The 16026-nt window shown below is 34.3% G+C and carries 13 protein-coding genes; 5 read left to right on the top strand and 8 right to left on the bottom strand.

Translation table 11 applies throughout. From position 1 onward, the window contains the following. Nucleotides 1-36 precede the first annotated feature (36 nt). Entirely contained in the window at nt 37-540 is a 504-nt protein-coding gene (locus ABID42_RS10505) for a QcrA and Rieske domain-containing protein (protein WP_367283631.1), read from the bottom strand. A 395-nt stretch (nt 541-935) separates the two neighbouring features. On the opposite strand from ABID42_RS10505, the gene ABID42_RS10510 reads away from it, so the two are divergent. The 5 genes from ABID42_RS10510 to ABID42_RS10530 all read left to right on the top strand — a co-directional run bounded on the left by ABID42_RS10510 (nt 936) and on the right by ABID42_RS10530 (nt 5627). Next, nucleotides 936-1388, top strand: coding sequence for a DUF2452 domain-containing protein (locus ABID42_RS10510; protein WP_367283632.1), 453 nt, complete (start codon nt 936-938; stop codon nt 1386-1388). Between the two features lie 85 nt (nt 1389-1473). Beyond that, nucleotides 1474-2286: a 1,4-dihydroxy-2-naphthoyl-CoA synthase gene (gene menB, locus ABID42_RS10515; protein WP_262887511.1), complete on the top strand. Its 813-nt coding sequence runs from the start codon at nt 1474-1476 to the stop codon at nt 2284-2286. A gap of 313 nt (nt 2287-2599) precedes the next feature. After that, nucleotides 2600-3007 carry an EVE domain-containing protein gene (locus ABID42_RS10520; RefSeq protein ID WP_367283633.1) on the top strand — a complete coding sequence of 136 codons (408 nt, stop codon included), beginning with the start codon at nt 2600-2602 and terminating at the stop codon, nt 3005-3007. Between the two features lie 27 nt (nt 3008-3034). Continuing rightward, nucleotides 3035-4633 carry a hypothetical protein gene (locus ABID42_RS10525; protein ID WP_367283634.1) on the top strand — a complete coding sequence of 533 codons (1599 nt, stop codon included), beginning with the start codon at nt 3035-3037 and terminating at the stop codon, nt 4631-4633. A gap of 97 nt (nt 4634-4730) precedes the next feature. Beyond that, a complete protein-coding gene (locus ABID42_RS10530; RefSeq protein ID WP_323258830.1) occupies nt 4731-5627 on the top strand; it encodes an RsmD family RNA methyltransferase in 897 nt (298 codons plus the stop codon). Nucleotides 5628-5844: 217 nt separating this feature from the next. Here ABID42_RS10530 and ABID42_RS10535 read toward each other — a convergent pair whose 3' ends face one another. From ABID42_RS10535 to ABID42_RS10565, 7 genes are all read right to left on the bottom strand, one after another. Next, nucleotides 5845-8922: an efflux RND transporter permease subunit gene (locus ABID42_RS10535; protein WP_367283635.1), complete on the bottom strand. Its 3078-nt coding sequence runs from the start codon at nt 8920-8922 to the stop codon at nt 5845-5847. Nucleotides 8923-8934: 12 nt separating this feature from the next. Next, on the bottom strand, nt 8935-10026 hold the full coding sequence (locus ABID42_RS10540; RefSeq protein WP_367283636.1) for an efflux RND transporter periplasmic adaptor subunit: 1092 nt from the start codon (nt 10024-10026) through the stop codon (nt 8935-8937). Nucleotides 10027-10073: 47 nt separating this feature from the next. Beyond that, nucleotides 10074-11327 carry a TolC family protein gene (locus ABID42_RS10545; protein WP_367283637.1) on the bottom strand — a complete coding sequence of 418 codons (1254 nt, stop codon included), beginning with the start codon at nt 11325-11327 and terminating at the stop codon, nt 10074-10076. A 169-nt stretch (nt 11328-11496) separates the two neighbouring features. Then, complete coding sequence (locus ABID42_RS10550) at nt 11497-11868, bottom strand: hypothetical protein (RefSeq protein WP_323258834.1); 372 nt, start codon at nt 11866-11868, stop codon at nt 11497-11499. 48 nt (nt 11869-11916) lie between these two features. Continuing rightward, nucleotides 11917-12477 (bottom strand): translation initiation factor IF-3, encoded by a 561-nt coding sequence (gene infC / locus ABID42_RS10555; protein ID WP_184136626.1) that lies wholly within the window; start codon nt 12475-12477, stop codon nt 11917-11919. A 177-nt stretch (nt 12478-12654) separates the two neighbouring features. Further along, complete coding sequence (gene thrS / locus ABID42_RS10560; RefSeq protein WP_367283638.1) at nt 12655-14601, bottom strand: threonine--tRNA ligase; 1947 nt, start codon at nt 14599-14601, stop codon at nt 12655-12657. 168 nt (nt 14602-14769) lie between these two features. Then, complete coding sequence (locus ABID42_RS10565) at nt 14770-15942, bottom strand: tetratricopeptide repeat protein (RefSeq protein ID WP_367283639.1); 1173 nt, start codon at nt 15940-15942, stop codon at nt 14770-14772. Between the last annotated feature and the right edge of the window lie 84 nt (nt 15943-16026).

Genomic DNA, 16026 nt, shown 5'->3' on the forward strand with positions numbered 1-16026 from the left:
TTTTTGAGGAGTGTTCTTAATAAAAGCTTAGTTTTTCTAAGATACTCTTAGCGTGTTCTTAGCACTATCAAAAGAAGTAGAGAATTGTGTGAGTGGACTAGCTGCTGGGCCATTAAGTACTTTGCCTGTCAAATCAAAATTTGAACCATGATTTGAACAATTAAAACGGTTGTTATCTGCTTGAAAATCAACAGTTGTACCTTCGTGTGTACATCTTTTAGCAACTGCGATATAATTTCCAGCTTTAGTTCTAGCAACAATTACATCGCCAGTTACGATTGCCTTGCCATCAGTTTTTAAATCAGCAAAACTTGAACTTGTTAAATCTAAGGTGAAATCAATTGTACCTTTTGAGATTGTATTATTGCCTGTTAAACCAGTTGTTGTTCCACCTGTTCCACCTGTTCCACCAGTATTACCATTGTTGTTATTGTTTGAAGGCGTTGGGTCTGATGAATTTGTACAACCTGACATACAGTTTTGTAAAATTATCGCTCCAACACTCACTCCAACGAGCGATAAGAATTCCTTGCGTTCCATAGGATTTTGAATTTAGATTAAATGAGAAGATTTACTTTTTTACCCATACGCCAAAAACTTTGGCAGGGTTGCGTTTGTTATGATTATTAAATGATTGAAAAATATAATTAAAAGGTTTTCGGTATAAAATAATAGCCTGAATAAGCTTTTATTTGTAGGAAAAATGTCTTTTTAAGAATCTATTTGATAATGTTTTTAAAGGAATAATCTTTTGATTTTTTATTTTGTAGATTTATTATCTTCATTTTACTTGAAAAGTAATTATATTATCTTTATTTGTTAATTTTGGTAGATACTTGTGAGTGTTACATTTAGGATATTTACGTTTTTAAGCTAAAGACAAACGCTAATAAAAGTTCAAATCATTTCATCATTCAATTAATTAAAAGCTCGTTATGGCAGCATCTGAAGATAAATTTTTAAACCCTATCAATAAAGATAAAGTAGCCGAAAATCCTGGTTTACTTCCTTACGCTCACACGGCAGGTAGCGCCGTTATTAAACCCGAAGATTTAGGGAAATCAAAAGGTCGTTCAGTGTTAGCAATGCGTCAACAAACTGATAGACAAATGAATCAGTTGTACGAACAAATGGAAACCTTGGCTCGTCAGGCAAAATTATTAGCCCAACGCAAAGAGATTTCAGAAAGAATTTATGACGCTGCCATTGGTTTTGAACCCATTATTAATGAAACCTACTACATGTACGAGAAAGAAGATGGTACGGATTTACTTTCACTAATTGCACCAAATGAATGGGGGCGTTCGTTTAAATACAGTCGATATTTAGCGAAGTGTTTATTATTGGCAGACCATACTTGGGATGTACACTATAATGAAGAAGCTTGAAAAGAATAATTGGAGCTTTGTAAATGAGTGATTAATTTTGAAGTCATTTACTTTAAAAAGCATAAACATTATAATATACAATAATATGAAGTGGGAAACCCTTAAAGAATACAAAGAGATTTTATTTACTTTTCATGAAGGAATTGCCAAAATCTCAATCAACCGTCCTCAAGTGCATAATGCTTTTACACCATTGACGGTGAAAGAGATGATTGATGCAATGAATATTTGCCGTGACACAGAAGAAATTGGCGTAATCATTTTGACAGGTGAAGGCGGAAAAGCATTTTGTTCGGGTGGTGACCAATCAGTTCGTGGACATGGAGGTTATGTTGGTGAAGATACAGTGCCAAGATTAAACGTGTTAGATTTACAAAGACAAATTCGTTCGATTCCTAAACCTGTTGTGGCGATGGTAGCTGGCTGGGCAATTGGCGGAGGTCACGTTTTACACGTTGTTTGTGATTTATCAATTGCGGCTGAAAATGCACGTTTCGGACAAACGGGTCCAAATGTTGGTTCTTTTGATGGCGGTTTTGGTGCATCATACTTGGCTAGAGTAGTTGGTCAGAAAAAAGCTCGTGAAATCTGGTTTTTATGCGATCAATACAATGCAGAAGAAGCACTTGATATGGGCTTGGTCAACAAAGTAGTGCCTTTGGATAAATTAGAAGAAACAACCGTAGCTTGGTGTAAAAAGATTTTAGAGAAAAGCCCATTGGCTTTAAGAATGCTGAAATCATCATTCAATGCTGAATTAGACGGACAAGCAGGTATTCAGGAATTGGCAGGTAATGCAACTTTATTATATTACTTGTCTGAAGAAGCAAAAGAAGGCAAGAATGCTTTCTTAGAAAAACGCAAACCAGATTTTAGCAAATTCCCTAAATTTCCTTGATATTAACTTCCGAAAGTTTAAACGCTTTCGGATTTTTTATTTAAAAGTTTAACTTGTAAATTTTTAGATTTGTCAGGCGTCAGCATTTTCTGAAATTCCGCTGTTTGAGCGGAGCGAGGCGGTTCGCCGCTGCGATTCGGAATTTCTTGATTTTCTTTTGTTACTTTTCTTGTATCAAGACAAGAAAAGTAAGGTCTTGCGAAAGAAAATATTGTTTTTCGGGGTACGAATAAAATATAATTTATTAAAATGAAATTACTTTAAAAAAAAGTAATTTCATTCAGGATTTAAAACAAATAAATACATTATTATTATGAATTATTGGCTCGTAAAATCAGAACCTTTCAAATATTCTTGGGATGATTTCGTTAATCAAGGCACAGGCATGTGGGATGGTGTGCGAAATTTTCAGGCACGAAATAATTTAAAGGCCATGAAAGTGGATGATTTGGTTTTGTTCTATCATTCAAATGAAGGAATGGAAGTAGTAGGAATTGCCAAAATTGTAAAAGAGGCTTATCAAGACCCAACTACTGAGGATAAAAATTGGGTAGTTGTGGATCTTGTTCCTGTTGAAAAGCTTCCTAAAACGGTTACTTTAAAGCAAATGAAAGCCGATGAACGATTGAAGGATTTATCTTTAATCAAACAATCTCGCCTTTCGGTTGCACATATCAAACCTGAAGAATTTGATATCATCATTGGTCTTGCTCATGAATAAACAAGCTCAAACATTTAATTTTAAAATATGAAAACCGTCGTTAAAAGTATTACTTTTTTTGTATTGATGACATGCTGTTTTCAATTCTCTCAAGCCCAAAGCGTGAAAAGAGTTGAAATCCCTTTGCCTTCAAGCAATTCCGAACTTTTCACCATTCCAATCAATGAACAAGGCGTTTTGGTACTTACTCAGTTAAGTAAAACCAATTTTACACTTACTAGATTTGATACAAATTTAGACCAAATTTGGTCGATAAATGGTACTATTGACGGAAGTTTGGATTATGTAAAACATTGTTATGATGGTAAAAATTTGTACTTACTTTTTAGCCGCTACAGAAGTAATGTTTATGAAGTAGTTAAAGTAAATATTGGACCAGGTTTTATTGAGAAATACCAAATCATGTCAGTTGATAGAATGGAAGTTTCTGATTTTCAGGCAATCAATGCTTCTATTTTTATTGCAGGAATGGTGAATAATCAACCCGTAATTTTATTTACAAATCTTGTAGAACGCAAAACAAAAGTATTACCAAGTGCTTTGAAAAGCCAAGCTGAGATTCAATCAATGGAATTGGATACCAGTACTGCTATCGTCAATGTTACTTATGCAGTAGGAACAAGAGGTAAAAACTATCAATTGGTTGTAAAATCGTTTGATGAAGACGGCAAGCAAATTTCGCAAGTAGTGATGAATCCAGAAAATGAATTTGCCATGATGAATGGGAAATTGAATTTAGTTTCAGATTCTACCGAAGTAATGTTTGGTACTTATGGACATAAAAATTCAATTGGTTCATCTCGTGGACCAACTTCACAAGGAATTTACTTTTCTAAGTTGCTCGACAATGAAATTACCGATTTAAAATTCCATAGTTTTACTGAATTCAAGAACTTCTTCAATTTCATGGGCGAACGCCAAAAGGAAAAGCAAGAAAAGAAAATTCAGGATAAGAAAGAAAAAGGAGAAGATTTACGTTTAGATTATCGTTTGTTAGTTCACGACATCATCAAACAAGACGATAAGTATATCATGGTTGCTGAGGCTTTTTATGCAGATTATCGTTATAATAATTATAGCCCATTTGGTACTTATAATGGTTTTGGTAGTCCATATAGTTCGTTTTATAATCCTTATCGTTGGGGCTATGGTTATTATGGTTTGTATTCGCCATTTAGTTCATATTATAGTCCGTGGGGTTGGGGAAACAGATATTATGGAAACCAACAGACTTTTGACGGTTGGATTTATACTCATGCAATTGTAGCTGCTTTTGATGAAAAAGGGAATTTACTTTGGGATAACAGCATCGAAATGAAGGATGTAAAAGAACAAAAGCTAAGTGAAAAAGTAAAAGCATCTGTAAAAGGAGATGAAATTACACTTTCATACAGCAACAAAGGGCAAATTTTCACTAAAATCATCAAAGGCGACAAAGTACTTGAAGATACACAAAGTGCTAAAGTAGCCACTCAGTTAGAAGGAGATAAGGTAAAACAAACAACTTCTGATGCAATTGATTATTGGTATAAAAACTATTTCATTGCTTCTGGTTATCAGCGAATTACGAATGATAATGAAGGTGGAAGAAGAAATGTATTTTACATGAATAAGATTTCATTTTAGTTCAAACAAAGGCTTTTGAGTAACTTGCAGCGGTATCTAGGGATACCGCTTTTTTTATGGATGAAAAAATCATTACAGATTTCATAGACATTACATTATGCAACAAGAAATTATTAAACTTGAAACCCCACAAAACTGGAAAGAATACCAATTGATAGATTCTGGAGGTTTTGAGAAATTAGAGAAATTTGGTAAATACATTTTGCGCCGTCCAGAGCCACAAGCTGCTTGGGATAAATCGATGCCAGAAGCAGAATGGGAGAGAACGGCAAACGCTACTTTTAAAAAAGATAAAGGTTCGCAAGAAAAAGGAGAGTGGATTTTAAAAAAAGGAATGGAAGAGCGTTGGTTTATGCCTTATAAAACAGATGCTTTAGATTTGAATTTTAAGTTAGCACTTTCTTCTTTCAAACATGTTGGTATATTTCCTGAACAAGCTTCAAACTGGGAATTTATCATGGATAAAGTGAAGAAACTTCCTGTTAAAAACCCGAAAGTACTCAATATATTTGCTTACACGGGTGGTGCTTCAATTGCTGCTAAACAAGCTGGAGCAGATATTACTCATGTTGATTCTATCAAACAAGTAATTTCATGGTCGAGAGAAAACATGGAAGCTAGTAACTTAGAGAATATACGTTGGGTTGTTGAAGATGCGCTTAAATTTGTAAAGCGTGAAGCCAAGCGTGGTAATATTTATCAAGGAATTATTTTAGATCCACCCGCTTATGGTCGTGGACCAGATGGCGAAAAGTGGATTTTAGAAGAACAAATCAATGAATTATTGAAAACTGTAGCACAAATTCTTGATAAAGAAAATTACTTCTTAATCTTGAATATGTATTCGATGGGCTTCTCTTCATTAATTGTTGAAAATTTAGTCAAATGTTCTTTTAGCCAAACTCAAAATCATGAATTTGGTGAATTATATCTACAAGATGATTTTAACAAAAAACTTCCTTTAGGAGTGTTTTACAGATTTGCTAGCGTTTAGTGGGCTAATACTTCGATAGCTTTTAATAGAATTAAAAAAAGCACGAAATAGTACATTTTTTTCATTGGTATGTTTTATTTTTTAGTGGTTAATTATTTGATACAAAAGTAGTTATATTCTATTCGTTTTTCAAAAGAAAATATTTCAAAAAAACAGTTTTTATAGAAAAATAATATTGTAGCAGAATAATTAACCACCAAATTTTTACCAAGCAATTCTATTTATTACGATATACTCTTTCGTAAAATAATGGAAAGATAAATAATGTTAGAATCGTTGCTCCAATCATTCCGCCGATTACCACAATCGCTAAAGGTTTTTGTGATTCCGAACCAATTCCTGAAGAAGTAGCTGCTGGCAACATCCCAAAAATTCCCATCAAAGCAGTCATCATTACTGGTCTTACTCTCGACTGGACTCCTTGCATTATGGATTCATGAAGTGATAATTTTCGATGAAGATTATCTTTAAATACTTCAATCATGATAACACCATTTTGAATACAAATACCGAAGAGCGCAATAAAGCCAATTCCTGCCGAAATACTAAAATTTGTACCAGTAATTAAAAGTGCTAAAGAACCACCAATGATGGCAAAAGGTACATTCGTAAACACCAAACCGGCATCTTTCAAACTACCAAACATTAAATAAAGGATAAAGAAAATCGTAAGCATTGAAATTGGAACTACTTGAGCCAAACGTTTTGAGGCTCTTTGTTGGTTTTCAAAATCACCTTTCCATTTCATTTCATAACCTTTAGGTAAGGAATGTACTACCTTGTTCACTTCTTTTTGTGCTTCTTCGATGGTACTTCCCATATCACGACCACGTACTGAGAATTTCACGGCGATAAAACGTTTTGTATCTTCTCTGAAAATCAAACTTGGTCCAGTCAAAGTACGAATAGTAGCAATTTCTTTGATTGGAATTTTTGTTCCGTTCATTGTTGGTACCATCAAGTCGCCAATTTCAGCTTCTGATTTACGATATTCTGGTTGAAAACGAATTCTAATATCAAATTTACGTTCGCCTTCAAATAATTGACTTGCCGTTTGTCCACCAATTGCCATTGACACAACCGCCTCTGCATCTGCGGCTTGAACACCGTATAAGTCCATTTTTTGTTGGTCAAGTTCGATGCGTAATTCAGGCTGTCCTAAGTTTTTGATGATTCCTAAATCTTCAATACCTTCAATTTTTTTCAAAACATCGTTTACTTTTTCTGCTTCTTTTTCTAAGTACTCAAAATCTTGACCATAGATTTTTACTGCAATAGAGCCTTTTACACCAGAAACTGCTTCTTCAACATTGTCCATAATTGGCTGAGAAAAACCAAGACTTACTCCTTGGAATACGTCTAATTTCTTTTGCATTTGCTCAATTAATTGGGCTTTTGTTAAACCACTTTTCCATTCTTTTTGCGGATAAATATCAACGTGAAATTCAACATTATAAAAACCTGTTGGGTCAGTACCATCATTTGGTCGCCCAGCTTGTGACATTACTTGTCGAACTTCTGGAAAACCTTCAAATACTTTACGCATATCGTTTGCATAACGAACAGATTCATTCAAACTGATACTTCTTGGCATGGTGGCTCTTACATAAATAGAGCCTTCGTTCAATTGTGGAAGGAACTCCGTTCCATGAATTGTGAGTGTCCATAAACCAACTATGGTTGTGATTGCTGTAATAATAAAGGTTTTCTTTTGATGAGAAAAACAGTAATTAAACAGTTTCATTGAGTATTTTAGAATAGCATCGACAAAGAAATTAGATTTTTCTTTAACGTTCTTATTCATCAAAATACTCACCATTACAGGAACAAGTGTCAGCGTAAAAATCAAAGCACCCAACAAGGCAGCACCCAATGTCCAAGCCAAAGGTGTAAACATTTTTCCTTCTACTTTTTGAAAAGCAAAAATCGGCAAAAGGGCAACCAAAATAATTACTTTAGAAGTAAAAATAGCTTTACCCATTGAAGTACCAGTACGTTTAATCAGCGATAATTTAGCTAATTTATTAAAACGTTCCATACCAACTTCGTGGGCTTTATGGGAAAGTACCACAATCAATCCTTCTACAACGACGACAGTTCCATCAATGATAATCCCGAAATCAACGGCTCCTAGTGAAAGTAAATTCACAGACATTCCCATTAATTTCAAACAAGTAAAGGCAAAAAGTAATGCTAATGGAATAATCATCGCCACAATCAAGGATGCTCGCCAGTCAGCCAAAAAGATAAGTACCATTAAAGTAACTAGAACAATTCCTTCCATTAAATTATGAGAAACTGTTTCAATACAGAAATCAAGTAAGGTTTGACGATTATAAAAAGCCTTAATGTTGATGTCAACTGGAAGAATTTTAGTATTCAATTCTTCAACTTTTTCATTCAAACTTTTGATAACTGCCGAAGGGTCTTCGCCTTTTCGCATGACAACAATTCCTTCAACGGCATCATTATTTTGTCCACGTCCTACTTGTCCTAATTTGGGTAAAGCTGATTCGTTAACAGTCGCAACAGTTTTCACATAAACTGGAACACCGTTAATATTTTCAACCAAGATATTTTCGATGTCAGAGATTTTGGCTAGTAAACCAATTCCTCGTACAACATAAGCTTGATTGTTTTTAGTGATAACATCGCCACCAACGTTAATATTACTTTTTTGAACCGCTTGAAAAACATCTAACGGTGTAATATTATACGCTTGTAATAGATTCGGATTTACACTTATTTCATAAGTTTTTACTTCTCCGCCAAAACTTACAATATCAGCAACGCCCGGAACTGACCTTAAATTTCTGTCAACTACCCAGTCCTGAATTTCTTTCAGTTTTCTGGCACTCAAGGATTTGGAATCTAATGTATATCTGAAAATTTCACCCGTTGGCCCATAAGGAGGTTGAATTTCAGGTTCGACGCCATCAGGAAGGCTTAATCCTTGTAAGGCATTATTGATTTGAATTCTAGCAAAATTATTATCAACGCCATCATCAAACATTACAACGACAACCGATAAACCGAAAAGTGTTGTTGAGCGAACAGTCGTTTTTTTCTGTACTCCATTCATTGAAATTTCGAGTGGAGCAGTTACAAACTTTTCTATTTCCTCTGCACTTCGCCCTTGCCACTGAGTAATGATAGTTACTTGGGTGTTGGTAACATCAGGAAAAGCATCTATGGGAGTATTGATAAAACTAAAAATACCTCCAACAACGATAACAGCCGTGAAAAAAAATACGGCAAATTTGAATTTAAGCGATAAAGCCAATAGTGTCTTCATTGTATCGATTCCTTAATTATTTAAGGCATTATAGATCATTAATTGATTTTTTACTACTACTTTTTCTCCTTCAGCTAGGCCGTTGAATACAAAAGCTTTGTTGTCTAATACTTTTGCTACTTGTACTCTTCTGGCTTCTACCTCTTTAGCATTTTTATAGACGATTACAAAATTTCTATCTTTATCGAAAATGATAGATTCGGAAGGAATTGATACAATTTTTTGATTGTCAGAATAGCTCACAGTTACTTTTGCGAACATTTCTGGTTTTAGGATTTTTTCAGGATTGGGTAAGTTGATTCGTACTTGCATCGTTCTTGTTTGTGGGTCAAGAACATTGTTGATTTTATCAATTTTTCCTTGAAAAACTCTGTCTGGATAAGCTACTAATCTAATGGATGCTTGATAGCCCACTTTGATTTTAGCTATGTCAGATTCATAGACATTGGCAATGATTTGTACGGTAGAAAGGTCAGCCACCGAAAAGAATGGACCAATGTCGCCTTCACGATATGCCATTTTTTCTGAAATATTTCTGTTCACATCTACGATATAACCATCTATTGGAGCTTTTACAGTATAAAATGAATTTTTTACACCATAGATGCCTGAGATTTCGTTGGCTCTTCTCAAGGTTCCTTCTGCTTTCAAAAGTTCATTTTGAGCGATTGTAATGTCTTTTTCAGAAGTTAAACCTGATTTATACAAGTCTTGTTGTACTTGTAAGTTTTTTTGTGCTGTCAGAAAATCAGACTTTGCGCCTACAATTTGGTTTTCAACATCAGCAACTTCAGAACTATGAATAATTGCCATAGATTGTCCTTTTCTAACATAATCGCCGAGTGTAACAGAAATTTTTTCAATTACACCATCTACCAAAGGTGAAACTTTTACTTGTTTTTCCTCAAATGGCGCAAGCTTTCCAGTCAATTGTAATTCACTTGAAATATTTTCAACAACGGCTGGTGCTAGAACCAATTCCTTACGAAGTTTATCCGAAAGAACGAATTCCTCTGAATTATCTGTCTTTGTCTCTTCTTTTTTTGATTGACAAGCTAGGCAAGTAGCCAAGAGAAAGCCTATAATGATTTTATTCTTTTTCATGATGTACGTGAAATAGTGTTTTAATTTTAGCAAAAAAATAGTGGTTCTTAAAGTACTTTTTTCCCAACAACAAAGTTGAGTTCTTCGATTGAACGCATTCTATCACTTTTTAGAGCATTGAGCTCTACAACCGAAGTTTTGTATGATTCAACAAAATCTACAAATTCAATTAAAGAAATATTTCTTTTCTGATAACTAGCTACAGCTCCTTCAATCAATGTATCGAAACTTCCAATGAATTTACTATCAATACTTTGTGCCAAGCGATTATTCTCTTGTACTTTCATAAAAGCCCTGAGTACATCATTTTGTAAACTTGTTTGCGCTTGTTCCAACGTTTTTTGAGCAGCCTCAATCCTGAAAGATGATGTTTTGATATTTCCTTGGTTTTTATTGAAAACAGGAAGGTCTATCTGTAAAGTAATAGCGTGATAGTTTGGAATGAAACTTCCGTTGCGATCATAAGAATAGCCAAGTCTAAGATCAGGCGTAGCCATCGCTTTTTGTAAAAGCAAATTTTCTTTTTCGTAGCGTACAGAAGCATCTTGCATTTTTAAATCATAGCGATTTTCAAAAGCCGTTGCTGTTAATTGTTCTAGTTTTAAATGATTAATGCCAAGACTATCTAATGCTTTTTCATCAATTTTTGGAGCAATAAAAGAAGTCTCTTTCGTATTGAGCAATGTCCTTAAAATGCCTTGTTTTTCGATAATCTGTTGGCGAAGCTCATTTTGTTCTTTTTTCAATGAGAATAAAAAGGCTTTTAAACGAATTACTTCTTTCAAAGGAATATTGCCTTTGCCATATTGTTCTTCATAAGCAACTAGCAGTTTCTGAAATGTCAGAATTTCCTCATCATACATCGCTACAGATTTTATAATGAAGAAAGTATCATAAAAATTAGTTCTTAATTCAATCGCTAAAGTTCTCAGTAAATCATAATAATTGTATTCGCTAGCTTCAGTATTGATTTTCGCTAACTCAATCTGCCTGTTACGTTTCCCTGCTAACAAAAAAAGTTGCTGAATTTGAAATGCTCTTTGTCCCATATTTCCGAGTGGGAGAGGCGTTTTTGTTTCTTGATTATAGATTTGCTGTTCTCCCGAAAAAGTTGGGTTGTCCCACAACTTAGCTTGAATAATTTGGGCTTTAGAGGCTTCGATATTATACTTTTGAGCCAATAAAAGTGCGTTGTTTTTTAAGAAAATTGCCTCTACGTCGTTTAAAGCAAGTTTCAAAGTATCCTGCGAGAATGTCTTGAAGCAAGTCAAAGACAGCAGAATAATCCATAAACGTTTCATTTTAGTGATATTATAATGAGAGAAAAAGAGAATACAACACGGTATTGTGCATTAGAAGTACATTTAGCTTCTAATGAAATTGATAAAATAATAAGCATAAGATTAGGCAAGACAGTAATTAGACTATCCTACAAAATCATTATATTATTTTTAAAATAAAGGAAGGAAATCAAAGACGAAGTACTCTGATTTGTAAATATATTTTAGGAAGATAATTGAGTATTAATTGATGACTGAATACATAGTTTTCACTGATGTGATTAATGTAAACATGATGTGCATCTTTACTTGTTTTCGAGAACCATAAGGTGTAAAAATCTTCATCATCATTATCATCGGATTCCTCAGAATTAAAATGATTAGTGGCTACAAAATCATCAACTACATCTGGAGAATCAGAATGTGTACTTCGGGTAGGAAGTTTAAATTTGGTAACTTTTGAAGAACTAGCTTGTTGGAATTCCTTAGAACATAAAATTCCCTTTAATCCTAAACTTAGGAAAATAAAGGGAATTAGATATTTGATGAATTTAAATTTCACAAGATGTAAGCGGTACTTAATTGAGTTTGTAACGCCTATTGGTCAATTTTATTTCTTCTTTTCTTTTGGAGAAAACATAATTGACATTCTTTTTCCTTCTAAACGAGGTAGTTCATCGGCTTTTCCTACTTCTTCCAAACCTTTTGCAAAGTTTAGTAATAAGATTTCTCCTCTTTCTTTGAATACGATTGAACGACCAACAAAGTGTACATAAGCTTTTACTTTTGCACCTTCTTTCAAGAAGTTGATGGCATGTTTTAATTTGAAATTAAAATCGTGGTCATCAGTATTAGGCGAGAAACGAATTTCTTTCAATACTGTTTTTGCAGCGTTTGCTTTAATTTCTTTTTGTTTTTTCTTTTGTTCGTATTTGAACTTAGCGTAATCTGTAACACGACAAACGGGAGGATCTGCTTTTGGTGAGATTTCTACCAAATCCAAACCTTGCTGAACAGCGATAGCCAAGGCTTGCTTTATGTCCATGATGCCTTGCTCAACGTTTTCACCAACTAAACGTACATTTTGTACTCCTTTGATGAGACCATTTATTCTGTAAGGCTCTTCTTCTCTACGATTATTTCTAAAATTGTTATTCGGGCGTAACGCCATATTATCTAAATGATTTGTTTTAAAATGATACAATAGCAGGTTTGAGAACTCAAAATTGAACTGCCAATGCTAATTTAACGGAAAATTCGTATAAAAGGTTACAAATTAACCCTTTAATTACGAATCTTCCGAAAGCTAATTCAAAAAATAAAAAAATGCAAGTTTAATTTTTAGTTCTTATTCCTTGAATCGTACAATATTTTTATTTATTTCTCCTTGCATGAGGCTAATAAACTGGTCGATTGACATCATTCCTAAATCACCTTCACCTTTTTTGCGGACTGAAACCATCCCTTGTTCCGATTCTTTTTCACCAACAATCAGCATGAATGGTAATTTATTAACTTCTGCATCACGGATTTTACGACCAATCTTTTCATCTCTATGGTCAATATAGCCACGCAAATCGTTTTCTTGTAAACGCAAGAAAATTTCGTTGGCATAATCCTCGTATTTTTCAGAGATGGGCAATACTGCCAATTGCTCTGGTGATAACCAAAGAGGGAAGTTTCCAGCAGTGTTTTCAATTAAAATTGCTACAAAACGTTCTAGTGAACCAAATGGCGCTCTATGAATCATCACTGGGCGATGTTTTTGGTTGTCTGAACCTGTATATTCTAATTCAAAACGTTGTGGTAATTGATAATCGACTTGAATTGTACCTAACTGCCATTTACGTCCTAAAGCATCTTTTACCATGAAGTCTAGCTTTGGTCCATAGAATGCTGCTTCGCCTAATTCTACTACAGTTGGTAAGCCTTTGGCAGCCGCAGATTTAATAATCGCAGCTTCGGCTTTATCCCAATCTTCGTCTTTACCGATATACTTTTCTTTATTTTCTGGGTCACGTAATGAAATTTGTGCCGAGTAATTATCAAAACCTAAAGCTTTGAATACATACAAAACCAAATCAATTACTTTCATGAACTCGTCTTCTACTTGGTCTGGACGACAGAAAATATGAGCATCATCTTGTGTAAAACCACGTACACGTGTTAAACCATGTAATTCTCCAGATTGTTCGTAACGATAAACTGTTCCAAATTCTGCTAAACGCAAAGGCAAATCTCTGTAACTACGAGGTTTTGTCTTATAAATTTCACAGTGATGAGGGCAGTTCATTGGTTTCAAGAAAAATTCTTCACCTTCATCTGGAGTAAGAATGGGTTGGAATGAATCCGCACCATACTTCGCATAGTGACCAGAAGTAATATATAATTCTTTAGAAGCAATATGTGGCGTAATTACGGGCGAATAACCTGCACGCACTTGGGCTCTACGCAAGAAATTCTCTAAACGTTCACGCAACATTGTGCCTTTTGGTAACCACAAAGGTAAACCCATACCTACTTTTTCAGAAAAAGCGAAAAGTTCTAATTCTTTTCCCAATTTACGGTGGTCACGGCGTTTGGCTTCTTCTAATAAAGTTAAGTATTCGTCTAATTCTTTTTGTTTAGGGAAAGTAACCGCATAAACACGTGTCATTTGTTTACGAGAAGTATCACCTCTCCAATAGGCACCTGCTACCGACATTAATTTTACCGCTTTGATAAAACCAGTGTTCGGAATGTGTGGCCCACGGCATAAGTCTGTAAAATTCCCTTGCTGATAAAAAGTGATTGAACCATCTTCCAAACCTTCTAACAATTCAAGTTTGTATTCATCACCTTTTTCAGTGAAGTATTGAATGGCATCAGCCTTAGAAACTTCAGAACGTTGATATTGGTTTTTCTGACGAGCCAATTCCAACATTTTATCTTCAATTTTCTTAAACTCATCAGCACTAAGTGCTTTTTCACCCATGTCAATATCGTAATAAAAACCAGTTTCGATGGCTGGACCGATACCGAATTTTGTTCCTGGATGCAAGGCTTCAATAGCCTCTGCTAATAAGTGCGCTGACGAATGCCAAAAAGTAGATTTACCATCGGCATCATTCCATGTCAGTAATTGAAAATCGCAATCATCATTGATAGGCAAAGAAGCATCAACTACTTTACCATTTACTTTTGCTGCTAAAACATTTCGGGCTAATCCTTCTGAAATGCTGAGGGCAATGTCCATCCCAGTTGTTCCCTGAGCATACTCTCTGACATTACCGTCGGGTAATTTAATTTTAATCATGGGGTTTGTGTTTGTTTTGAGCCTTGTTTTGGAAGAAAATGTTCTACAAATAACATTTCTCATCAAAACGGAATCTCAAACGGCTTGTTTTAATTGTGTTGAGTAATATTTTGGCAATATTGGGTCAAAAGTATCTCTTTCATCTACAAAATACAAGATAATGTATTTTTAGTTATTCAGAATTCCTTTGGGTTTTAATGGTCGAATACTGGTTGTATCAACTTTTCTAGCGGGTGTTTCAAAGCTCGGATAAGAAGTTGTGTCAAACTTTGTATCCAAATCTGTTGGATAAGCACCATACTTTTGTTTGTGTTGTGATCTATATACTCCGTTCAATGCTCTGTAATCTTGACTATTGCTGGCTAATAATTCACTGTAATAAGTTTCTGCTTTGGCAAAATTGCCAGTATATTCTAAACATTGAGCATATAAAAATTTCACTTCTGGATACTTTGCATTTTGGTGAAATGCTTTTTCAATAAATGGAAGGGCAAAACGATAAGCTCTTGATTTAAAGTAAATCATTCCTGTGTTAAAATTAGCTTCAATCAATGAACTATCTAATGTAATTGCTTTATTGTAACAAAGAATTGCGCTATCTAATTTCCAAGATTTTTGATAAGTATTTCCTTTCTGTAAAAATAAGTTTCCGTTTTTAGGATGAAACCTTAAGCCTTTGTTGGCATAAAGCAAAGCCAAATCATATTCACGAAGGTTTGTGTGAATTTGAGCCAATTTCAAGTAAACAGGTAAAAAGCTAGGTTTCAAACTTAATGTTTGCTGAAAATATCCTAAAGCAGTAGCCGTATCAGCCATTTTGGCTGAAATTTCTCCTTGTACGAAATATGTTTCACCATTGTTGGGAGAAATTTGTAAGGACTTTCTTAAATAAGCTTTCGCCTTCTCAAACATATTTAATTGCTGATACAAATCGCCCAAAAGCGTATAAAGTTCTGGCGATTCAGCATTCAATACTTCTGCTTTGGATGCGGCTTCAAGAGCCAATCCCGGTTGATTGGAAGCTCTAAGAATTAAAGCTTTTGCTTGAAAGTAAGTACCAACGTTGGGTTTGATACTGATAGCAGTATTAATGTCGTCGAGGGCGTCACTTATTTTTTCATTTTCCAAATAGAGTAATGAACGCTTATAATAGTTTTCTGAACTACTTGGTGATGCTTCAATAGCATCTGTTAAAAAAGCAATGGCGGCTTCTCTACGAGCTTTTTCTGTTACTTCTGGAACTGGAGGAATGTTGATTCCTTTTTTTGATTCAGAAATACAGGCACTTACTAACAATAAAATAGATAGAAAATAAAGAGATATGTTTCGATTTTTTTTCATTAATCAAAATTACAAACTTAGGCTTTGAATTTATACCTTAAATGATAAAATCTTTCAAATAAAATACTCTCGTGCTTCATTTTA

This window comes from Arcicella rosea, assembly GCF_040543805.1.
In the GTDB taxonomy this organism is placed as follows: domain Bacteria; phylum Bacteroidota; class Bacteroidia; order Cytophagales; family Spirosomataceae; genus Arcicella; species Arcicella rosea.

Excerpts from the sequence above, each read along its gene's own strand:
- ABID42_RS10505 (WP_367283631.1), bottom strand. The coding sequence starts at position 540 with ATGGAACGCAAGGAATTCTTATCGCTCGTTGGAGTGAGTGTTGGAGCG.
- ABID42_RS10510 (WP_367283632.1), top strand. The coding sequence starts at position 936 with ATGGCAGCATCTGAAGATAAATTTTTAAACCCTATCAATAAAGATAAA.
- menB (WP_262887511.1), top strand. The coding sequence starts at position 1,474 with ATGAAGTGGGAAACCCTTAAAGAATACAAAGAGATTTTATTTACTTTT.
- ABID42_RS10520 (WP_367283633.1), top strand. The coding sequence starts at position 2,600 with ATGAATTATTGGCTCGTAAAATCAGAACCTTTCAAATATTCTTGGGAT.
- ABID42_RS10525 (WP_367283634.1), top strand. The coding sequence starts at position 3,035 with ATGAAAACCGTCGTTAAAAGTATTACTTTTTTTGTATTGATGACATGC.
- ABID42_RS10530 (WP_323258830.1), top strand. The coding sequence starts at position 4,731 with ATGCAACAAGAAATTATTAAACTTGAAACCCCACAAAACTGGAAAGAA.
- ABID42_RS10535 (WP_367283635.1), bottom strand. The coding sequence starts at position 8,922 with ATGAAGACACTATTGGCTTTATCGCTTAAATTCAAATTTGCCGTATTT.
- ABID42_RS10540 (WP_367283636.1), bottom strand. The coding sequence starts at position 10,026 with ATGAAAAAGAATAAAATCATTATAGGCTTTCTCTTGGCTACTTGCCTA.
- ABID42_RS10545 (WP_367283637.1), bottom strand. The coding sequence starts at position 11,327 with ATGAAACGTTTATGGATTATTCTGCTGTCTTTGACTTGCTTCAAGACA.
- infC (WP_184136626.1), bottom strand. The coding sequence starts at position 12,477 with ATGGCGTTACGCCCGAATAACAATTTTAGAAATAATCGTAGAGAAGAA.
- thrS (WP_367283638.1), bottom strand. The coding sequence starts at position 14,601 with ATGATTAAAATTAAATTACCCGACGGTAATGTCAGAGAGTATGCTCAG.
- ABID42_RS10565 (WP_367283639.1), bottom strand. The coding sequence starts at position 15,942 with ATGAAAAAAAATCGAAACATATCTCTTTATTTTCTATCTATTTTATTG.